Raw genomic sequence first — 20,760 nt, 5'->3', positions numbered from 1 at the left:
GATCGGTGCATGTCAGTCGCCGCTTCCCGTATCGCGCCCATCGAGGCCGACGAACCACCCGTGCGCAAGCTCTACCGGTCCGCCGAAGGGCGGATGCTCGGTGGCGTGGCGCGCGGGCTCGCCGGCCACCTCGGGCTGCCGGTGGTCTGGGTGCGGATCGTCTTCCTCGGCCTGTTCACGATCGAGGGCCTGGGCGCGCTGCTGTACGCGGTGTTCTGGTTCGTGGTGCCGCTGGGCCTGGGCGGTACGGCCGCCGAGCCGCGCTCCGCGTTCGAGGTCAGCCCGGACGGCCGCCGCAGGCTCCGCAAGCCCGACAAGGGCCAGGTCGTCGCGCTGATAGCGCTCTGCGTGGGCGCGGCGATCTTCGCCGGGAACGTCAACGTCGACGGCTGGGCCAGCCCCTACATCTGGCCGACGCTGCTGGTCGGCGCCGGTGTGATCCTGGTGTGGCGGCAGGCGGACAACGCCCGCCGCGCCCGCTGGACCGAGGGCGCCAAGCGCAGCCGACTGCTGCCGCTCGCCCGGGGCCTGGCGGGTGTGGCCCTGGTCGGCACCGGCTTCACCGCGTTCGTGGTGGTGCGGGGCTCGGCCGCGCAGCTCGGCAATGTGATGACGGCCGCGCTCGCGGTGATCGCGGGCATAGCCCTGCTGGCCGGCCCGTATCTGGTGCGCATGACCCAGGACCTCTCCGAGGAGCGGCTGATGCGCATCCGCGCCCAGGAACGTGCCGAAGTCGCCGCCCATGTGCACGACTCGGTGCTGCACACCCTCACGCTGATCCAGCGCAACGCGGAGAACGTGGGCGAGGTGCGCCGGCTCGCCCGAGCCCAGGAGCGGGAGCTGCGGGCGTGGCTCTACAAGCCGGAGGGTACGGGCAAGGACGAGGCGCAGGAGCCGACGACGCTCGCGGAGGCGGTGAAGAAGGCCGCCGCCGAGGTCGAGGACAAGCACGGCGTCCCGCTGGAGGTCGTGGTGGTCGGCGACTGCCCGCTCGACGAGAAGCTGACCGCGCAGATGCAGGCCGCGCGCGAGGCGATGGTGAACGCCGCGAAGTACGGTGGCGAGGGCGGAGCGGTCCAGGTCTTCGCGGAGGTCGAGGGCCGTACGGTCTTCGTCTCGGTACGGGACCGGGGCCCGGGCTTCGACCTGGACGCGGTGCCCGGCGACCGGATGGGCGTACGAGAATCGATCATCGGCCGGATGCAGCGCAACGGCGGAACGGCACGGCTGCGTTCGGTGCCCGGTGGGGGCACGGAGGTCGAGCTGGAGATGGAGAGGGCGGACGGATGACGACGGAGCAGACCCAGGGAGCCCAGGGCGGAGCCGAGCGGCGGGTGCGGGTCGTCCTGGTCGACGACCACCGCATGTTCCGCACCGGTGTCCAGGCGGAGATCGGGCGCACCGAGGAGACGGGCGTCGAGGTGGTCGGCGAGGCGGCCGACGTGGACCAGGCGATCACGGTCATCACGGCGACCCGGCCGGAGGTCGTGCTGCTGGACGTGCACCTGCCGGGCGGCGGCGGCGTGGAAGTCCTGCGCCGCTCGGCCCCGTTGATGGCGGACGCGGAGCGGCCGGTGCGCTTCCTCGCGCTGTCGGTGTCGGACGCGGCGGAGGACGTGATCGGGGTGATCCGGGGCGGTGCCCGCGGCTATGTCACCAAGACGATCACGGGTACGGACCTGGTCGACTCCATCTTCCGGGTCCAGGACGGCGACGCGGTCTTCTCGCCGCGCCTGGCGGGCTTCGTCCTGGACGCCTTCGCGTCCACGGACGCGCCGCCGGTGGACGAGGACATGGACCGCCTGACCCAGCGGGAGCGGGAGGTGCTGCGGCTGATCGCGCGCGGCTACGCGTACAAGGAGATCGCCAAGCAGCTGTTCATCTCGGTGAAGACGGTCGAGTCGCATGTCTCGGCGGTGCTGCGCAAGTTGCAGCTTTCCAACCGCCATGAACTGACGCGCTGGGCTACGGCGCGACGCCTGGTCTGAGAGGCCCCGCCGGGGGCGGGAACCGGGATTGTCAAGACAGCGTCAAAACCAATGTGATTTCGCGGTAGGGAAGTTACGCTGCGCGCCGTTGGTGATCCACGGGACACGGGGGAGTGGTCCATGAGCTTCGAGGAAGAGTGGGCGTCGAGCAAGGCGGCGGCCGCCGCGCAGCCGGTGAGCATGCGGCTGAACCGGGTGCCGAACGACGGGCCGCCCGCGCCGGCGGGCCCGGGCAACGACAACGACCTGACCTCCAACGCGGGGCGCAAGAAGACCGCCGCCAACGACATCGAGACGGACTTCGAGCCCAACAGCAAGAAGGCGGGCGCCTGGGCGGACGAGGCGACCGCGACGGCGGTCAAGGCGTTCGAGGGCTGGTCGACCGCGGCGGGTCTGAAGAAGGCCGAGGAGAACTGGGGGAAGTCGGTCACGGCACTGCTCGCCCGGCTCTCCGGTGAGAAGTCCGCCTTGCGCGGCACCACCTCCTTGTTCCTCAACCAGGACCTCGGCGTCGGCAACGACTTCAACCCGCTGATCAAACCGTCCGGGCTGTACCAGATCTCGCCGCCGGCGCACCCGTAGGAGACCCGCCTTGCTGACCTACGAAGAGATCATGAAGACCGATCTCTCCCAGCTCACCACCGCCGCCGACAAGTGGGACGCGATGGCGGGGGAGTTCAAGAAGCTGGAGGACCGCTACAAGAACCAGGTCCAGAACGTGAGCCTGGACGGCACCTGGACCGGCCAGGCCTCGCTCTACTCCCGGCCCAACTTCGCGACCACGCACAACCAGTACGTGGCCGCGCAGACGGAGGCCAAGGCCGTCGCCTCGCTGCTGCGCGAGGCGCACACACAGTTCGTGGACCTGAAGGCCAAGGTGGTGTCCGCCAGGGAGGACGCCATCAAGGCGGGCATGAAGGTGTCCGACACGGGCACCGCGACCTTCGACTTCAGCAAGGTCACCGCGCAGGCGGCCCAGCAGATGCGCAAAGACCCGGACTTCCGCGACGTCGAGAGCTCCTGGAGCCAGCACATCCAGCAGGCCGTGTCCGCCATGGACGATGCCGACCAGGGTGTGAAGATCGCCCTGGAGGCCGTGGGAGCGGACCCCGGCCCGTTCTCCGGGACCCCGAACGGCTTCAACGGCAAGGCCGTCGGCGACGTGGAGCACTACGAGGCCGATGCGGCGATCCAGCTGGCCAACAAGGTCAACGACGGCAAGAAGCTGACCCCGCAGGAGCTGGCCGAGGCCGAGGCCCTGTTCCGCGACAAGGCCCACGACAAGGTCTTCACCCAGACCCTGCTCGCGAGCCTGGGCCCCGACGGCGCGATCAAGTTCACCCGGCACGTGGACGACTGGGCGCTCTCCGACAAGGACCACAAGAGCGACTACGCGGCCATCGAGCGCGGCTTCGCCGACTCGCTGGCCACCGCGACCACCGTCCCCGGGAAGGTCGCCGACATGCCGCCGGGCTCGGAGAAGTACAAGGCGTGGCTGGACAGCGCCGACGGAAAGTTCTACAAGGACTGGACGGCCGGGATGGACAACGCCGGCGTCCACAACTACGGGAGCAATTCGCAGCCGCTGCACGGATACCAGATCCTCACCACGCTGATGCAGAAGGCCGACGTCCCGTACGACGACCAGTATCTGAACGACCTGGGCGATCACATGATCGCCGCCGAGAAGGCGCAGAAGCACGGCCTGTTCGACACGTGGGGCGCCGAGTACAAGGGCATCACTCCGGACCCGATCGACGCGCTGATGGGCGTCATGAGCAAGAACCCGGACGCCTCGACGTACTTCTTCGACCCCGCCAACAAGGACGGCGCCGACCACCTCCAGTACCTGGTGGGCCAGGGACACGGCAGCCGGGAATGGCCCTCGCACGCCATCGCCACCGGGGTCAGCGGCCCCCAGAACGTCCCCATCCCCAACCCCCGTGCCGGGCTCGGCTCGGCGCTGGAGGCCGCGGCGACGGGCCACCCGCCGCTCGGCGTGAACCAGGATCCGTATCCGGTGCCCGGGCACACCCAGGCCCAGGCGCGGGTGATGGACGCGATCATCAAGAACCTGGACGGCGGCACCAGCACCACGGTCCAGGCCGACCTGCGCGACCCGGTGGCCAAGGCGCTCGCCGAGTACACCCCGGACACGCACGAGATCCTGGGCGGATCCGGCGGCGGATTCGTCGACCACCTGGCCGACGGGGCCTGGACGGGTCCGGACGGCAAGGCGCATCTGGCGACGCCGCCGGACAAGCTGGTGCAGGTCATGCGGGGGCTTTCGGACGACCCGAACGCCTACGCGGATCTCAACAAGACCGAACTGCGCTACATCGACCAGCAGTTGCACCAGATACCGCCGGGGGCGACGGGGTACGACCGCAGTGTGCCGCTCTCGCACGCCGGGTCCGTGCTCGGCACGTACACCGCGATACGCGAGGACGTGCTCAACGACACTCGCTCGGCCGAGTACACGAAGGCCGACTGGAAGGCGAAGATGGCGTACCACTTCATCGGTGGCGCGCTCACGCCGCTCTATCTCACCGCGGGCGAGACGACCATCGCCTTCGGTGACTCCCTGCAGCGCGGTGTCGACACCCTCACCTACCAGTGGGACAACGCGATGCGGGCGCAGGCCGACTCGAAGGCCAACCAGGGCATCTCCGACTCCTTCATGCAGGCGGACACCCAGATGAAGACGATCGTGGGCAACTGGGGGAGTGAGCGCTACAACACCAGCACGCCGGAGGGCCAGACGCAGGTGAACGGTTTCATCACCGACATCATGCACGGGCACACCGACGGGCTGACCATGGCGCGCGGCTACCTCACCGACACCACCAACTGAGTCGGGGCAGGCATGGAGACAGAGGTGACGACGGCGGCTCCGCAGGAGCCCAAGGCCCGCCGGGCGCCGGTGAAGGCGCTCGCCCTCGCCGCGGCCGTCGTCGTTCTCGCCGCGGGAGTGGGCACGTGGCTTGCCCTGCGCTCCGACGGCGGCGGGTCGGGGCCGTCCTGCGCCACCGTCGGCGAGAACGCCCGCATCCGCAAGGATCTGGCTCCGGCCGACCCGAAGGACATGAACTGCCAGGAGCTGGCGGCCGCGTTGAAGAAGGCGGCGGCTTCGGACGGCTCCGGGCGGCACACGCTCCAGCAGGCCGGGGTCATGCGCGACCTGGTCAACACCCTCGACGAGGACTTCCACAACCGTTCCAAGGCGGACATGGCGGGGCCCCTGCGAGAGACGGTCGCGGATCTGCTGGCCGACTACTCGACCGACATGCACACCACGCTCGTGAACTACGGCGGCTCGGCGGTCTACAACATGAAGCACGACGGACCGTGGCGCGACGACAAGGGAGTCGTCCGCATGCCGGTGTACAGCGAGTCGCTCACCCGAGTCATGAGAGCGGTGTCCGACGACCCCGCCGCGTACGCGACGCTCCGCAAGGCCGAGACCGCGCGCTCGGCGGACGACCTGGCGCGGATCTCCAGGACGTCGGCCGGGTACGCCCTCTCCGTGCCGGTCACAGACACCGCCAGCGTGCTGGGTTTGCTCGACGGCATAGCCGAGGACCTTCTCGCCGCCCGCACGACGAGCGAGGCGGCGCGGTGGAAGGGGGGCGTGATGAAGGGCTTGTCGGACGGGGATGCGAGTCCGGTTCCGGCGTACTCCGCCGACCCGGCCCGCTACATCGCTCGCACCTGGGAGCGGAGCGCCGACGGCTACCCGGCCCTGGTCGGACAGACCCGGGACATGGTCGGCATCCTGGTGAAGGCGAGCGGCCGTTCGGCCGAGTCTGTCACGAAGCCGCTGAGCCAGGTCGCGGACTCCGGCCAGGCAGGAAAGGAACGGCTGAACGAGGCACTGATCAACATCGGCGCCTCACCCAAGGGCCTCCGGACGTAAGCCCACTCGCGCGCCCGCGTGTAGGCCCGTTCATCACCTGCCCGCAAGCCCCTCACGTAAAAACCTCGCAAACCAGTCAACCCGGACAGGAACCTCACCCTCTACCTCCACGTGACAAGCCTGACCGGTACTCCCTTTCTCGCCGCCGCGTTCATCGTGGCCGTGCTCGCCGTGCTCGTGCCGCTGTTCGTGTGGGGGCGGGTCGGGGGGCCCGTGGTGGTGCGGGGGGCCGTGCGGCTCGCGATGGTGATGGTGGCGCAGACCAGCGCGATCGTCGCGGTGTTCGTGGCCGTGAACGACCAGTACGGGCTGTACGACAACTGGGGCGATCTGCTCGGCACCGAGAGCCATGTCACCGCCGCCCCCGACCTCGGCGCCGACGGCACCGGCGGGCGGAACATCGCCGACTCGCCCCGGGTGCGGCAGACCTTCACGCCGGTCACCGACGACCCCGACATCGGGCCGGACCTGCGACGTACGCACCTCAAGGGGGAGCTGTCGGGTGCGGAGGGGGAGGTGTACGTGTGGCTGCCGCCGCAGTACGACGACCCGGCGTACAAGAACAAGGACTTCCCCGTCGTCGAACTGCTCGCGGGCTACCCCGGGTCCGCGCGGGACTGGTGGGGCAACCTCGACGTACAGACGCAGCTCAAGCCGATGACGGAGAACGGCGAGGCCAAACCGTTCATCCTGGTCTCGCCGCGCACCACGCTGCTGCCCGGCCAGGACACCGGCTGCGTCAACCAGCCGGGTGTCGTCAACGCCGACACCTGGCTGAGCGTGGACGTCCGCAAGATGGTCACCGACAACTTCCGGGCGCAGAAGAGTGCCGCCGGGTGGGCCGTCGCCGGGTTCTCGGCCGGGGCGCACTGCGCGGCCAAGCTCGCCCTGGAGCACCCGGACCGCTTCCGCGCGGGCATCGGGTTCTCCGGCTACAACGACCCCGGCGCCGAGCCCTCCTCGGTCGCCGCCCATGACTCGCGGCTGCGGCGGGAGACCAACCCGCTGTGGATAATCGCGCACGCCAAGACCCCGCCGCTCACCTCGCTCTACCTCACCGGCGAGCCCGCCGACGGCTACAACGACGGCCTCGCGCTGGAGCGGGTCGCCAAGGCGCCGACCTTCGTCACCGCCGTGCGGACCACCGGCGGGCACCGGGTGACCAGCTGGAAGCCGCTGGTGCCGCAGGCCTTCCGCTGGCTCAGCGGCGTGCTCGACGGCCCCGTCCCGAGCGCGCCCGCGGGCGGCGCCCGGCCGAGCGGAGCCCCGGCGAGCGCCCATCTGCCCGGCGGGCGGCCCGCACAGCACGGGCCGGGCCGTCCCGCCGCGACCCCGTCGCCCCGCCCCGTAACCGCCGACGCAAGTACCGAAAAGGTAAAGCCCTAGTCAAGCGGGGCAACTCCTGTTCGTACAACCGGCTCTTCTCCCGTGTGATGAGCCTGACCGGTACCCCCTTCCTGCTGACCGCCGTCGTCGTGGCGGCGGTGGCCCTGCTGCTGCCCCTGTTCCTGTGGAGCAGGATCGGCGGCCCGGCCGTGGTGCGCGGGGCCTCGCGGCTGGGCATGCTGCTGTTCGCCCAGTTCACCGCCGTCCTCGTGGTCTTCGTGATGGTCAACAACGCCAACGGGCTCTACGACAACTGGGACGACCTGCTCGGTACCGGCAACCACGTGAACGCCGCTCCGGACCTGGGCCCGGACGGCACCGGCGGCAAGAAGGCCGCCTCGGCGCCGAAGGTGAAGCAGAACTTCAAGGAGTACAAGGGCAAGGTCGGCGACGGCGTCATGAAGACCACGCTCAAGGGCGCGATCTCCGGCGTCGAGGGCGATGTGGCGGTCTGGCTGCCGCCGCAGTACAACGACCCCGCGTACAAGGACAAGACCTTCCCCGTGGTCGAGCTGCTGCCCGGCTACCCGGGATCCATCGGCGCCTGGTTCGGCTCGCTGCACACCCAGAAGCAGCTGACCCCGATGATGCAGCGTGGCGAGGTCGCCCCCTTCATCCTGGTCTCGCCGCGCACCACGCTGCTGGACGGCAAGGACACCGGCTGCGCCAATGTGCCGGGCATCGTCAACGCCGACACCTGGATCAGCGTCGACGTACGCAAGATGATCACCGACAACTTCCGCGCCGACACCGGGGCCGACGGCTGGGCCGTCGCCGGGTACTCGGCGGGCGGCCACTGCGCGGGCAAGCTCGCCATCGAGCACCCCGACCGCTACCGGGCCGGCGTCGACCTCTCCGGCTACAACGACCCGGCCGCCGAAGGCGCCTCGATCACCGCGCACGACCCGAAGCTGCGCCAGGAGTCCAACCCGCTGTGGATCCTCAAGAACGCCAAGACCCCGCCGCTGACCTCGCTCTTCGTCTCCGGCGAGATGGGTGACGGCTACAACGACGGCATGGCGCTCAAGAAGGCGGCCAAGGCCCCGACCGTCGTCCACGTCGTACGCCTCAACGGCGGCGGCCACCGCAGCAGCGTCTGGGAGCACCAGGTGCCCGACGTCTTCCGCTGGCTGACGAAGGAGATGGGCGGGGCGGGCAAGGTCGCGGCCGCCAACGGCGTCTGACCGGCCGGCCTCGCGAGCCGGTGAGCCACTCTCGGCCGCAGCAGGCGCCTGTCACGCCGGCCGGGTCGCCCCCGCGAACGGCATCTGGTCGATCGGCGCGATCCGCACCGGCGCCCCCGGGTGCGGCGCGTGGATCATCTGGCCGCCGCCGATGTACAGGCCGACATGGCTGACGCCCGAGTAGAAGAAGATCAGGTCACCGGGGGCAAGCGCGGAACGGGAGACCCGGGTCCCGGAGTTGATCTGGGTGTACGTGGTCCGGGGCAGTGAGACGCCCGCCGCGCCCCAGGCCGCCTGGGTGAGCCCGGAGCAGTCGTACGAGGACGGTCCCGTCGCGCCCCACACGTACGGCTTGCCGAGCGCCGCGTAGGCGTAGGCGACGGCGGCCGCCGCGCGCCCGCTGGGGGCGGGGAGCAGGCCGTCGGGGGCCGTCGGCGAGGAGTCTCCGGACGCGGAGGAGCGGCTGGAGCGCGAAGCGGCGGAGCCGTCCGCGCGGGCGCCGTCCTGACCCTCGTACGCGGTCCGCTCCTCGGCCGTCAGCTGGGACAGCAGCGCCTGGGCCGAGTCGAGCTTCGACTTGATGCTCTCCTTCTGCCGCTTGAGCTGCGCCTGCTGCCCGCGCAGCTCGGCGAGGCGGCCGTCCGCGTTGGTGTGCAGCCGCTTCAGCTCGGCGAGCTGCTTGCGCACCCCGGCCACCGCGTTCGCCGTACGGTCCCCGGCCCGCTCCTCGAACGCCGCGTCGTCGAGGTACTGCTGCGGGTCCGAGGAGAGCATCAGCTGGAGCGCGGGGGCGATGCCGCCGGTGCGGTACTGGGCGGTGGCGATGGAGCCCAGCGCGTTGCGCGCGATGTTGAGCCGGTCGGTCTTGCGGGCGGCCTCGTCCTGGAGATCGTCGACGGACTTCTGCGTCTCGTCGGCCTTCTCCTTGGTGGCGTCGTACGCCTCGGTGGCGACCTCCGCGTCCTGGTACAGCCTGTCCACCTTGGCCTTCACCTGAGCGGGGGTGAGGCGGGGCTCGGCGTGGCCGGTGCCCTCGAAGGCGGTGGCGGTGGCGGCTCCGGCCAGGGCCAGCGTCGCCGCGGTGCGGGCGGCGGGGCCGGTGAGCGGGTGCTGCCTGGGCTTTCGGTGTGCAGCCACTAGGGCTTTCACGTCCTTCCGTTCGCATCCGGCGACGGACCGCACAGGGGGGACGGCCCGCCGCCGGATCTCTCGGCGTGGTGACCGATGGCCGCCCGGTAGGGGGCGGCGGTGGGGAGTCCGGTCACCTGGTGGAGGACGCTAAACCTCGGTGACACGGGCGAGTGAGCCAATGAAGGGAAGTGTTCTCTTCCGGCGCCTGTACGACCGGAAGTGACCGGAGTGTCGACGACCGGATCCCTTTTCCGGCTACGGCTGTGACCGAAGCGCCGGATGGGACCCCCACCTGGCTGCCAGGCCGTGACCCGGGGTCGTTAGGCTCCGATTCCATGGACGTACTCATCAATGTCTTCGTCGCCCTGCACATCATCGGCATCGCCTCGCTGCTCGGCGGCTTTCTGACCCAGATGAAGGCGATGGGTGCCGGGACCGCGCGCTTCGTGCCCGCGATGCTGCACGGCGCGCTGACCATGCTGGTCACGGGCGTGGCCCTGGTCGGCCTCAACCAGGCCGACGACAACACCGTGAACACCGCCAAGATCGGCCTGAAGCTGGCGATCCTGGTGGTGATCCTCGGCGCGGTCTATGTGAAGCGGGACGACGAGAAGGTCGAGAAGGCGCTGTTCGGCGCGGTGGGCGGCCTGACGATGGCGAACATCTTCATCGCGACGCTCTGGACGTGATCCTCGCGGTGTCGGCCGGCTGATCGTTTCCGCCGACCGCTACGCGGGCCGCACGCTCCCGTAGATCGGCATGTAGTAGATCGACTCCTCGCGCACATACGCACCCGGGTGCGGCGCGTGGATCATCATTCCGTCGCCGATGTACATCCCGACGTGGCTGATGTCGTCGTAGAAGAACACCAGGTCACCGGGGCGCAGATCGGCCGTGGCGACCCGGGTGCCGACGTTGACCTGGTCCCAGGTCGTACGCGGCAGATCCACCCCGGCGGCCCGCCAGGCGGCCTGGGTGAGCCCCGAGCAGTCGTACGAGGACGGCCCGACCGCGCCCCACACATACGGCTTGCCCATCTGGGCGCGGGCGAACGCGAGCGCCTTGTCGGCCTTGGTGGACGACGAGGGCGATGACGGTGAAGTGGACCCCGTACCGGTCGAGCCCGACGACGGCTTACGGGCCGCGGCCGCAGCGTCCGCCGCCTTCTTCGCCGCCGCCTGCCGCGCCGCCAGCTCCTCGGCCTTGCGCCGCGCCTCGTCCTCCTTGGCCTTCTCCAGGGCCGCGAGCCGCGCCTTCTCCTGCGCGGTGAGGGTGCTCAGCAGCGTGCGGGCGGCGGCCAGCTTCGCCTGGACGTCCCGCTTGCCGGTCCGCAGGGACTCCTGCGAGGCGGTCAGCCGCGCCAGGCTCCGGCTCGCCTCGGCGCGCTGCTTCGCGTTGGCGGCCCGCTCGGTCTCGAAGGAGCGCAGCGCCTGTTCCTCGCGGCCGGTCAGCTGCTTCATCAGCTGGTTCTGGTCGAAGAACGTCTGCGGGTCGTCCGCGAGCATCAGCGTCATGGTGGAGGCCATGCCGCCGGTGCGGTACTGCTCGGCGGCGTAGCTCCCGAGCACCCGGCGGGTGTCGTTCAGCCGGGCGGTGCCCCGGGCGACCCGGTCGAGCAGAGCGTCGGTCTTCGTGCGCTGGAGGTCGGCGCTCTCCTTGGCCTGGTTGTACTTCTCGGTGGCCGTGCCCGCCTGCCGGTAGAGGTCGTCGACCTTGCGCTGGACCTCCTCGACCGTGGGCCCCGGCGCACCGGGCGCGGCGCTCGCGCTCTGGGCCAGCAGGCTCACCGAGGCGAGCGCGGCCGTGGTGATGCCGACGGCGGGCGTGGCCGTACGTATTCGGGTGCGCGGCTTGCGATGGGACGGCAAGGCCGACACCTCCTTCCGGATAGTTCCGGACGGGGGCGTTCCCCGGCTGAGGCGGCACGCTAGCCAACTGGTGTGCCCGCTGGGAAGGTTGATGTCCGACAGGCCCGATACATTCCCGTGACCTTCACTGTGCGTAGTCGTCGACCGTCTCTGCGAAGGCGGCGGCGGAGTGTCAGAGCGGGGTCCTAGACTCGGGAGACGATGAGCAGCCTCTTTGACGACAGCTTCCTGGCGGACCTCCAGCCCTCCGAGGAGGAGCACCCGCCGCCGCCCGAGGACGGCCCGGCGCAGGAGCAGGTGCCGGACGACCTGTTCCAGGGCCGGTTCGACGCGCCGCCGAGCCGCGACGCGTACTACCGGGACGGCGCCCACCGCCCGGTGGTCGACCCGGCGACCCTGCTTGAGGGGCTGAACGAGAACCAGCGCGCGGCCGTGGTCCACGCGGGCTCCCCGCTGCTCATCGTGGCCGGCGCGGGCTCCGGCAAGACCCGGGTGCTCACGCACCGCATCGCGCACCTGCTGGCCACCAGAGGCGTCCACCCCGGCCAGATCCTGGCGATCACCTTCACCAACAAGGCCGCGGGCGAGATGAAGGAGCGCGTCGAGCAGCTGGTCGGCCCGCGCGCCCACGCGATGTGGGTGATGACGTTCCACAGCGCGTGCGTGCGCATCCTGCGCCGCGAGTCCAAGAAGCTCGGCTTCACCTCGTCGTTCTCGATCTACGACGCGGCGGACTCCAAGCGTCTGATGGCCCTGGTCTGCCGCGACCTCGACCTGGACCCCAAGCGCTACCCGCCGAAGTCGTTCAGCGCCAAGATCTCGAACCTGAAGAACGAGCTGATCGACGAGGAGACCTTCGCGGGTCAGGCCGTCGACGGCTTCGAGAAGACGCTGGCGCAGGCGTACGCGATGTACCAGGCGCGGCTGCGTGAGGCCAACGCGCTGGACTTCGACGACATCATCATGACGACGGTCCATCTGCTCCAGGCGTTCCCGGACGTCGCCGAGCACTACCGCCGCCGCTTCCGCCACGTGATGGTCGACGAGTACCAGGACACCAACCACGCCCAGTACACGCTGGTGCGCGAGCTGGTCGGCCCGGGCGGCGAGGGCGAGGCCCCGGCCGAGCTGTGCGTGGTCGGTGACGCCGACCAGTCGATCTACGCCTTCCGGGGCGCGACGATCCGCAACATCCTCCAGTTCGAGGAGGACTACGCGGACGCGACGACGATCATGCTGGAGCAGAACTACCGCTCCACGCAGACGATCCTGTCCGCCGCCAACGCGGTCATCGAGCGCAACGAGAGCCGCCGCCCCAAGAACCTGTGGACGGACGCGGGCGCGGGCGCGCGGATCACGGGCTATGTCGCCGACACCGAGCACGACGAGGCGCAGTTCGTCGCCGACGAGATCGACCGGCTCACCGACGCGGGCGACGCCAAGGCGGGCGATGTCGCGATCTTCTACCGCACCAACGCCCAGTCCCGTGTCTTCGAAGAGATCTTCATCCGGGTCGGCCTGCCCTACAAGGTCGTCGGCGGCGTGCGCTTCTATGAGCGCAAGGAAGTCCGCGACGTCCTCGCCTATCTGCGCGTTCTCGCCAACCCGGAGGACGCGGTGCCGCTGCGCCGCATCCTCAACGTGCCCAAGCGCGGCATCGGCGACCGCGCCGAGGCGATGGTCGACGCGCTCTCGCTGCGCGAGAAGATCACCTTCCCGCAGGCGCTGCGCCGCGTCGACGAGGCGTACGGCATGGCGGCGCGCTCGGCGAACGCGGTGAAGCGCTTCAACCAGCTGATGGACGACCTCCGTACCGTCGTCGACTCGGGCGCGGGCCCCGCCGTGGTCCTGGAGGCGGTCCTCGAACAGACCGGCTACCTGGCCGAGTTGCAGGCGTCCACCGACCCGCAGGACGAGACCCGGATCGAGAACCTCCAGGAACTCGCCGCCGTGGCCCTGGAGTTCGAGCAGGCCCGGGGCGAGGCGGAGGGCGAGACCGAGGGCGCGGGCACCCCGACGCTCGCGGAGTTCCTGGAGCAGGTCGCCCTGGTCGCCGACTCGGACCAGATCCCGGACGAGGACGAGGAGGGGAGCGGTGTCATCACGCTGATGACGCTGCACACCGCCAAGGGCCTCGAATTCCCCGTGGTGTTCCTGACCGGCATGGAGGACGGGGTCTTCCCGCACATGCGCGCGCTCGGCCAGGTCAAGGAGCTGGAGGAGGAGCGCCGCCTGGCGTACGTGGGCATCACGCGCGCGCGTGAGCGGCTGTATCTGACGCGCTCGTCGATGCGCAGCGCCTGGGGCCAGCCCGCGTACAACCCGCCGTCCCGGTTCCTGGAGGAGATCCCGGCCCAGCACCTGGAGTGGAAGCGGACGGGCCCGATGGCGGCCCCGGCCGGGCCGGTCTCGGGCAAGGGCCTCGGCGGCGGCATCGCGGGCGCGCTGTCGTCGTCGCGCTCGCGCTCGGGTCCGTCCGGCTTCGCCACCCGGCGCACCGGCGACAAGCCGGTGATCGCACTGTCGGTGGGCGACCGCGTCACCCACGACCAGTTCGGTCTGGGCACGGTGATGTCGGTGACGGGTTCGGGGTCGGACGCGCAGGCGACGATTGATTTTGGTGACGAGCGCCCGAAGAAGTTGCTGCTGCGGTACGCGCCCGTCGAGAAGCTGTAGGTGCGCTTGGAGCTCCGGGCGATTCCCGCTCGGAGCTCCAAATCGTTTCTGTAGGGAGTCTGCCGACTCGGACTACGTCGGGTCGAGCCCGTGGCTGCGGAGCCACGGCAGGGGGTCTATCGGTGAGGCGCCGCCGGGGCGTACCTCGAAGTGCAGGTGCGGGCCGGTGGAGTTGCCGGAGTTGCCGGAGTACGCGATCACGTCACCGGCCTTGACCGGGCCGGAGCGGATCTTGGTGCTGGAGAGATGGCAGTACCAGGTCTCGGTGCCATCGGCGCCGGTCACTATGGCCATGTTCCCGTAGGCGCTGTTCCACTGCGTACGGACCGTGCCGTCGATCGCCGACATCACCGGAGTGCCGTACTGGACCGGGAAGTCGATGCCGGTGTGCACCGACATCCAGTTCACACCGGCCTGCCCGAAGTACGCGCTCAGGCCCTTCTGCGTCACCGGCAGCAGGTACTTGGGGCGTGCGGCCTCCTTCTTCGCCGCCGCCTCCGCCTTGCGCTGCTTGTCCGCCTGCTGGCGCGCCTTGAGGTCGAGACGTTCCTGCGTACGGCTGGCGCGGTCGGCGAAGCTGCCCGCCTCCGCGCTGAGGTTGGCGAGCTGGGTGTCCAGCTTGCTGTTGGCGGCGACCGGCTTGACCGACGACGGGTCGGACGCGGTGACGGCCGTGTCGTCGCCGTTGCTCTCGCCACCGAGCCCGCTCACCGACGCGGCGGCGACCCCGGCGACACCCATCACGCACACCGACGGCACCGCGACGGTCAGCAGCGCGGACCGCTTGGCGGGGGAGCGCCGGCGGCTGCGGTTGCCGCCCGCGGCGCGGCGCGACGAAAGGGGAGTGAGCTCGACCGGGTCGGACGTGACCGGGGTGGGCTCGGGCTCGAACTCGGCCTCGGGGAGCGGGTGTTGGGAGGCCTCGGTGTCCGGCGCGGCGAACTCCTGGTTCTCGACCGCGTCGAGGTCGATCACGGAGAACTGCGCGGTGCTCTGCGCTGCGTTCTCGACGTGCTCAGCGCGCTCGCTGTGCTCGGGCGCGCGGACCTGCGCCTCCACGCCCACGTTCCAGGCGGTGGTGTCATACGTACCGGTCTCGCCGTACGCAGCGGTTCCGTAGGCGGCGCCGGGCACGGCCCACTGGCCGGTCGTGTCATAGGCGGCGTCGTACGCGAACGCGGTGGTCTCGAACTGCCCTGTCTGCTGCGCCTGGTTCCAGGCGTTCGCGTCCCACTGGCCGGTGACATCGGGACCGGCGGACTGCGCCGGGATCGTCCACTGTCCGGTGGTGTCGTACGCGTGCTGCTGGTACTGCTGCGCGCCGTAGACGTCCCACTGGCCCGTTTCGTAACTGTCGTAACTGCCGGGCATGGCACCGAAGAGCGGGTCGGCGGCCGAATCGGCGGAGAAGTCGACGGGGGCGTCCGCTGTGGAATAGCCGTGGTATCCGGCGTACCCGGCGTGGGCGTGCTGGTCAGTCACCAACTTCTCTCTCGCCTCGGCAACAGGACCTGGGTCTGGACGCCCTGGGGAAGGGGCTTCCAGTGGGGGAAGCAGTGGCGTGACTGTACCCGGCGGTACGCGACAGCGACAATCTTCGGGAGGTTTTCTTGGCCCCGGAAACGGGCAATCAGCGTCTTTCGGCGGACTGCGGACAGAGCCTTGGCTCTGCGTTCGACGACTGTTCGAGATTTACGGTCGCGAACCGGGGATCGAGCCGGTTTTACGGACCGGGGTTCCGGCTCGGGTCCGGGCTCACGCCACCGAGAAGGCCTCGCGTCCGTCGGCCGTTTCCTCCTGTGCGGTCAGTGCCTGCCGTATGCCGGTCGCGACGGCCGGATGGACCGGCAGCGCGAGATGTCCGATGCCCGACACCCGTACGTTCTGAACGACCAGATCCGGGTGGTCGATACGGGCGGTCTCCACCGGGACCATCAGCGTGTCCAGGTCGCTCCAGAAGCTGACGAACCGGGTCCGGCAGCCGGGCGCGGGACGGCGCAGCTCCTCGACGACGTCGGAGCCGGGGCACATCTGGCGGACGATCGGGTGCGCGCTGATCAGATGCGCCGAGCGGGTCCCCGCGTGCGGGGTGCCGAGCGTGACCAGCGTACGGACGCGGGCGTCACCGCCGAGCCGCTGTACGTAGTAGCGGGCTATCAGGCCGCCGAGGCTGTGCCCGACGATGTCCACCTCGGCGTGGCCGGTGCGCGCGCAGATCTCCTCGATATGGCGGCCCAAGAGCTCGGCGGCCGTGCGGATGTCGCAGGTCAGCGGCGAGTAGTTGAGCGATTCCAGATGGCGCCAGCCGTTCCGGCTCAGGGAGCGGCGCAGCAGGACGAAGACCGAGCGGTTGTCGATGAAGCCGTGCAGCAGGACGACCGGCGCATGCGCGCGACCGGCCGTGGGCAGCTGCGGGGCGTCGTCGGCCACGGGGTCTCTGCGCTCGGGGGCCATGCCCGAGGGGTAGAGGACGAGATGGCCGGCGAGGACGGCGAGCTCCAGCGCCGTGGCCCGCAGCAGCGCGGCGGACACCCACGCGCGGCGCAGATACAGCGGAAGAAAGAGAAGGAACTGCACGGACCGACCTCCCGAACGGCACGCCGGGAGGACGACTCTGTCCCCCGTGTGCCCTCATGGGGCGCCCCTCGTCGAAACCGCGCTCGCCAGAACGCCGGGGCCGGACCACCGTGCGGTGCGGCTGACGGCACGGTGGTCCGGCGCCTTCCTTCAGAGCGGCTCCCTTTGCAGCCGTCCCGGTCGATCCGGCCGACGGACGGCGGACAATCGGGTAGGCGACGCAAAACGAACATGTCCCACCGTGTGATTTCCCCCTCGCTGTCCACCGTGAAACGGCGGCTTGCGGGATGCTGTAGATAACGTTCGTTCACTTCAGTTTGTTCACCTCGTGTGGTCGTGTGGAGGCAGTGATGGGTGTGACCGGTCCGATCCGCGTGGTGGTGGCCAAGCCGGGGCTCGACGGGCACGACCGGGGCGCCAAGGTCATCGCCCGGGCGCTGCGCGACGCCGGCATGGAGGTCATCTACACCGGGCTGCACCAGACGCCCGAGCAGATCGTCGACACGGCCATCCAGGAGGACGCCGACGCGATCGGCCTCTCCATCCTCTCCGGCGCCCACAACACGCTGTTCGCCAAGGTCATCGAGCTCCTGAAGGAGCGCGACGCGGAGGACATCAAGGTCTTCGGCGGCGGCATCATCCCGGAGGCCGACATCGCCCCCCTGAAGTCCCTCGGCGTCGCCGAGATCTTCACCCCCGGCGCGACGACGACGTCGATCGTGGAGTGGGTCCACGCGAACGTGCGGGAGGCGACGGCGTCGTAGGCGACAGTTCGTCTGCGGGCTGTCTGTGGCTGATCGCGCAGTTCCCCGCGCCCCCAAAAGCGGGGTGCAGGGGGCGCAGCCCCCGCTGGGGGTCCGGGGGCGCAGCCCCCGGGAGACCGCCTTCCCCCCCCACCCACCCCCGGAGGGTTCAGGGAAGGGGCGGGGCGGGGGGAACCAGCTCCGCCAACATCGCCGCGCGCAACCGCAACGTCCCCACCAGCCGCTGGAACGCCTCCGCCCAGTACCCGCCCGCCCCGGGAGACGCCCCTTCCGACTCCGGGGGTATCGCGGTGAGCGCGTCGAGACGCACCGCCTCGCCCGGATCCAGGCACCGCTCCGCAAGCCCCATCACCCCGCTGAAGCTCCACGGATAGCTCCCCGCGTCCCGCGCGATCTCCAGCGCGTCCACCACCGCGCGCCCGAGCGGCCCGGACCACGGCACCAGACACACCCCCAGCAGCTGGAACGCCTCCGACAGCCCGTGCGCCGCTATGAACGCGGCCACCCACGAGGCCCGTTCATGCTCCGGCAGCGTCGACAGCAGCTTGGCCCGCTCGGCCAGCGACACCGTCCCCCCGTCCCCGCCCGGCGGCGCGGACGGCGCGCCGAGCAGGGCACGCGACCACTCGGCGTCCCGCTGCCGCACCGCCGCCCGGCACCACGCCGCGTGCAGCTCGTCCCCCCAGTCGTCGGCGACGGGCAGCGCCACGATCTCGCGCGCGCTGCGCCCGCCGAGCCGACCGGACCAGCCACCGAGTGGCGCCGCCTCCACCAACTGGCCGAGCCACCACGACCGTTCACCCCGCCCGGTCGGCGGCTTCGGAGCCACCCCGTCGCGCTGCATCGCCGCGTCGCACTCGTGCGGCGCCTCCACCACGATGCGCGCCCCGTCCGCGTCCCCCGAGCGGTCTAGCCCGACGCAGGACGCCGCCCGCGCCGCCATCCGCCCGGCCAGCGCGGACGCGGGCAGCGCCGAAAGGAGCTCGGCGGCGGTGGCCCGGACGTTACGGCTGCGGTCGGACAGCGCCTGTTCCAGGAACGGCTCGTCCGCGTCCGAGAGCCCGGCCCGCAGCGAGTCGGCGAACATCAGCCGGTCCTCGGCCCGTTCGGCCACCCACGTCGTGGCGAGCAACTTCCGTGCGGCGCCGGGCGCGTACGCCCGTACCGCCGTGAGCAGCGCCACCCGCTCGGCGAACAGCCCCTCCTCCCACAGCCGCCGCACCGCCTCCGGATCCGAGACGTCGGGCAGGACCGCCGTGCCCGTGCCGCCGCGCAGCGCGAACCGCCACTCCGGGTTCAGCCGGGCCAGCCACAGCCCCCGCGACCCGGCGAACGCCAGCGCCTGCGGCCGCAGATCCGTGCGCGCCCTGGCCGCGTCGAGCAGCGCGGGCAGCAGCTCGGGCGGCGCCCGGAACCCCCGCTCGCCCGCCGCGCTCAGCCACTGCGGCAGCAGCTCCGCGAGATCGGGCGCGGCCCCCCGCCGCCCCGACGAATGCGCCGCCGCCGAGCGGTCCGCCAGCAACTGCCCGAGCCGCCGCCGCGCGGCCTGCGGCAGATGCGGTCGCTCATCGTCCGGCGCCTTCTCGGGCCGTACGGACGCGGGCGCGGGCACCAGACCCGCTCTGCGCCGCACGGTCCGCCGCGCGGCGTCGTCGAGCAGCGCGGCGGGCTCCCCGGCGGCGGCGCGCCGCTCGGTCCCGAGCAGCGCGGCGGTGACCAACTCCTCCCAGGAGCCAACCCCGTTGGCCTCGCTTCCCTCCACGGACGCGACCTCCTTCACGGATGCGGACGCAGACACGCGACTTCCCCCTTCCTTTCTCACGTACGTGGTTACGAGCGTTGGCGCACCCCGTCAGAGCAGCGACACCGTTTCCGGGGACCCCGGCTGCCACGCCGCCAGTGGGGCGAACCCCCGATGGCCGCACTCGCCGAAGACCGTCACCGGGCCGCCACCGGAGAGCGCGACGAGCCGCCACAGGCCCGTACGGGTGGCCGCGCCCGGAGCCACGGGCAGCGCCAACTCCCCGTCGGTATCCGCGAGTTGCCAGCCGTCGCCGCCGGTCTCTCCGGGCGGCACCGGTATGACCCCGCTCAGCGTCACAGGACAGGCGTCCAGCCACGGGTCGTCCCGCAGCGCCCGCCCATACCGCTCAAGCGCATCCGTCGTCGAGCCGCCCGGCGGCGGGCCCCCGGCCGTGAGCGGCGCCCCGTACCGCTCGCCGAGGGCGGCGCGCAGCTGCCCGCCGCCCGGGTACGGCGTGAGCTCGGCGTCGATCGCGAGGCCGACCGGCAGAGCGAGCTCGGGTGCCCGGCCCGCCGCGCCGAAGTCGAGCAGCAGCGCCGAGCGTCCCGAATCCCGGCCGTACAGCCATATCCGGCGCGTGGTCAGCTTGGCGTCGGCCGTGTCGTACTGGGCGAGGACCTGCCAGGTGTCCCGTATCGACGGCCCCTCCGGCGGCGTGGGCACCCCGACCCGCGTGCGGACCGTCGCGGCCAGCGGCTCCGGCAGCCGCTCCCGACTCAGCCACGCCCGGTCGAGCAGATGCAGCAGCGCGCACTCCTCCAGGAGCCGCACCGGCCAGCCGGGGCCCGAACCCGGTATCGCGCCCAACTCCCTTACCCGGCCCGCCAGTCCGGGCGCCTGGGCGTCGACCATGCGGGCGGCCGTCTCCTCCCACAGCCCGTACCCCGGCCGCTCCGCCGCCGCGATGCCCCCGCGCAGCAGGTCCTCAAGGCGCTGCTCCAGCTCCGTCGCCCCGGCGGTGACCCGCTCGGCCCGTCTCTCGGCGCGGCGCCGGGCCGCCTCCGGGTCGGCGGTCCGCTCGGCCGGGGGCCCCGCAGCCTCGCTCCCCTTCTTCTCCGCCCGCGCGCGCCGGTCGCCCAGCCACTGCGCGGCCCAGTCGGGCGGTGCCTGACCGTCCGGCACCGCCGACTCGTCCGCTGCCCAGAGCAGCAGCAGCCCCAGCGCGTGCTTGCACGGGAACTTCCGGCTCGGGCAACTGCACTTGTATCCGAGGCCGCCCGTGCCGGGGCCGCCCGTGTCGATCACCGTCTGGTAGGGCCTGCTGCCGCTGCCCTTGCACAGGCCCCACACGCTTGAGTTGTCACAGCCGCCCTGAGACCAGGGCCCGGCCGTGCCGAGCTTGCTTCCCGCCTTCCGTGACGGATCGTCAGGAGCCAGAGCCAGCACCTGTTCCGCCGTCCAGCGCACCCCCTGCTGATTCATGTTCCCGAAGGTAGATGCCCCCACTGACAATCGCCCTGACCTGC

The 20,760-nt window shown here is 71.1% G+C and carries 16 protein-coding genes; 10 read left to right on the top strand and 6 right to left on the bottom strand.

Features of this window, described 5'->3' with window-relative positions:
* The first annotated feature begins 9 nt into the window (after nt 1-9).
* From ACT1U9_RS11845 to ACT1U9_RS11815, 7 genes are all read left to right on the top strand, one after another.
* Nucleotides 10-1,290, top strand: a complete 1,281-nt coding sequence (locus ACT1U9_RS11845; protein ID WP_444538302.1) for a PspC domain-containing protein — start codon at nt 10-12, stop codon at nt 1,288-1,290.
* Entirely contained in the window at nt 1,287-1,988 is a 702-nt protein-coding gene (locus ACT1U9_RS11840) for a response regulator transcription factor (RefSeq protein WP_361426689.1), read from the top strand. Before ACT1U9_RS11845 ends, ACT1U9_RS11840 begins: the two co-directional genes overlap by 4 nt.
* A 120-nt stretch (nt 1,989-2,108) precedes the next feature.
* Entirely contained in the window at nt 2,109-2,570 is a 462-nt protein-coding gene (locus tag ACT1U9_RS11835) for a hypothetical protein (RefSeq protein WP_444538301.1), read from the top strand.
* Nucleotides 2,571-2,580: 10 nt separating this feature from the next.
* Entirely contained in the window at nt 2,581-4,842 is a 2,262-nt protein-coding gene (locus ACT1U9_RS11830; RefSeq protein WP_444538300.1) for a hypothetical protein, read from the top strand.
* Nucleotides 4,843-4,854: 12 nt separating this feature from the next.
* The gene (locus ACT1U9_RS11825; RefSeq protein WP_444538299.1) at nt 4,855-5,904 is read left to right on the top strand and encodes a hypothetical protein; all 1,050 of its coding nucleotides are present in this window, start codon (nt 4,855-4,857) and stop codon (nt 5,902-5,904) included.
* A 111-nt stretch (nt 5,905-6,015) separates the two neighbouring features.
* Entirely contained in the window at nt 6,016-7,290 is a 1,275-nt protein-coding gene (locus ACT1U9_RS11820) for an alpha/beta hydrolase (protein WP_444538298.1), read from the top strand.
* A gap of 47 nt (nt 7,291-7,337) precedes the next feature.
* Complete coding sequence (locus ACT1U9_RS11815) at nt 7,338-8,474, top strand: alpha/beta hydrolase (protein ID WP_444538297.1); 1,137 nt, start codon at nt 7,338-7,340, stop codon at nt 8,472-8,474.
* A gap of 51 nt (nt 8,475-8,525) precedes the next feature.
* Here the strand turns inward: ACT1U9_RS11815 and ACT1U9_RS11810 are convergent, their stop codons facing one another.
* Nucleotides 8,526-9,611, bottom strand: a complete 1,086-nt coding sequence (locus ACT1U9_RS11810; RefSeq protein ID WP_444538296.1) for an NlpC/P60 family protein — start codon at nt 9,609-9,611, stop codon at nt 8,526-8,528.
* Nucleotides 9,612-9,940: 329 nt separating this feature from the next.
* Here ACT1U9_RS11810 and ACT1U9_RS11805 point away from each other — a divergent pair, with 329 nt between their 5' ends.
* Nucleotides 9,941-10,294, top strand: coding sequence for a hypothetical protein (locus ACT1U9_RS11805; RefSeq protein WP_444538295.1), 354 nt, complete (start codon nt 9,941-9,943; stop codon nt 10,292-10,294).
* A gap of 39 nt (nt 10,295-10,333) precedes the next feature.
* On the opposite strand, the gene ACT1U9_RS11800 is transcribed toward ACT1U9_RS11805, so the two are convergent.
* On the bottom strand, nt 10,334-11,473 hold the full coding sequence (locus ACT1U9_RS11800) for an NlpC/P60 family protein (protein ID WP_444538294.1): 1,140 nt from the start codon (nt 11,471-11,473) through the stop codon (nt 10,334-10,336).
* 201 nt (nt 11,474-11,674) lie between these two features.
* On the opposite strand from ACT1U9_RS11800, the gene pcrA reads away from it, so the two are divergent.
* On the top strand, nt 11,675-14,149 hold the full coding sequence (gene pcrA / locus ACT1U9_RS11795) for a DNA helicase PcrA (protein WP_444538293.1): 2,475 nt from the start codon (nt 11,675-11,677) through the stop codon (nt 14,147-14,149).
* Between the two features lie 72 nt (nt 14,150-14,221).
* Here the strand turns inward: pcrA and ACT1U9_RS11790 are convergent, their stop codons facing one another.
* Nucleotides 14,222-15,631, bottom strand: a complete 1,410-nt coding sequence (locus ACT1U9_RS11790; RefSeq protein ID WP_444538292.1) for a M23 family metallopeptidase — start codon at nt 15,629-15,631, stop codon at nt 14,222-14,224.
* Nucleotides 15,632-15,904: 273 nt separating this feature from the next.
* Nucleotides 15,905-16,726 (bottom strand): esterase/lipase family protein, encoded by an 822-nt coding sequence (locus ACT1U9_RS11785; protein WP_444538291.1) that lies wholly within the window; start codon nt 16,724-16,726, stop codon nt 15,905-15,907.
* A gap of 350 nt (nt 16,727-17,076) precedes the next feature.
* Between ACT1U9_RS11785 and ACT1U9_RS11780 the strand changes: the two genes are divergently transcribed.
* The gene (locus ACT1U9_RS11780) at nt 17,077-17,490 is read left to right on the top strand and encodes a cobalamin B12-binding domain-containing protein (protein WP_444538290.1); all 414 of its coding nucleotides are present in this window, start codon (nt 17,077-17,079) and stop codon (nt 17,488-17,490) included.
* 148 nt (nt 17,491-17,638) lie between these two features.
* Here the strand turns inward: ACT1U9_RS11780 and ACT1U9_RS11775 are convergent, their stop codons facing one another.
* Together ACT1U9_RS11775 and ACT1U9_RS11770 are read right to left on the bottom strand one after the other, a co-directional pair.
* Nucleotides 17,639-19,270 carry a DUF5691 domain-containing protein gene (locus tag ACT1U9_RS11775; RefSeq protein ID WP_444539077.1) on the bottom strand — a complete coding sequence of 544 codons (1,632 nt, stop codon included), beginning with the start codon at nt 19,268-19,270 and terminating at the stop codon, nt 17,639-17,641.
* Between the two features lie 72 nt (nt 19,271-19,342).
* Nucleotides 19,343-20,716, bottom strand: coding sequence for an SWIM zinc finger family protein (locus ACT1U9_RS11770; protein WP_444538289.1), 1,374 nt, complete (start codon nt 20,714-20,716; stop codon nt 19,343-19,345).
* Nucleotides 20,717-20,760: the final 44 nt, after the last annotated feature.

Source organism: Streptomyces sp. BR1, assembly GCF_052373795.1.
Classification (GTDB): Bacteria; Actinomycetota; Actinomycetes; order Streptomycetales; family Streptomycetaceae; genus Streptomyces.
The sequence above is the reverse complement of the archived record's forward strand: the minus strand, read 5'-3'. Positions and strand labels throughout refer to the sequence as shown.

Bases quoted from the DNA above. Each gene is read 5' to 3' on its own strand.
- ACT1U9_RS11845 (WP_444538302.1), top strand. From the start codon at position 10: ATGTCAGTCGCCGCTTCCCGTATCGCGCCCATCGAGGCCGACGAACCA.
- ACT1U9_RS11780 (WP_444538290.1), top strand. From the start codon at position 17,077: ATGGGTGTGACCGGTCCGATCCGCGTGGTGGTGGCCAAGCCGGGGCTC.
- ACT1U9_RS11825 (WP_444538299.1), top strand. From the start codon at position 4,855: ATGGAGACAGAGGTGACGACGGCGGCTCCGCAGGAGCCCAAGGCCCGC.
- ACT1U9_RS11815 (WP_444538297.1), top strand. From the start codon at position 7,338: ATGAGCCTGACCGGTACCCCCTTCCTGCTGACCGCCGTCGTCGTGGCG.
- ACT1U9_RS11835 (WP_444538301.1), top strand. From the start codon at position 2,109: ATGAGCTTCGAGGAAGAGTGGGCGTCGAGCAAGGCGGCGGCCGCCGCG.
- ACT1U9_RS11805 (WP_444538295.1), top strand. From the start codon at position 9,941: ATGGACGTACTCATCAATGTCTTCGTCGCCCTGCACATCATCGGCATC.
- ACT1U9_RS11840 (WP_361426689.1), top strand. From the start codon at position 1,287: ATGACGACGGAGCAGACCCAGGGAGCCCAGGGCGGAGCCGAGCGGCGG.
- pcrA (WP_444538293.1), top strand. From the start codon at position 11,675: ATGAGCAGCCTCTTTGACGACAGCTTCCTGGCGGACCTCCAGCCCTCC.
- ACT1U9_RS11770 (WP_444538289.1), bottom strand. From the start codon at position 20,716: ATGAATCAGCAGGGGGTGCGCTGGACGGCGGAACAGGTGCTGGCTCTG.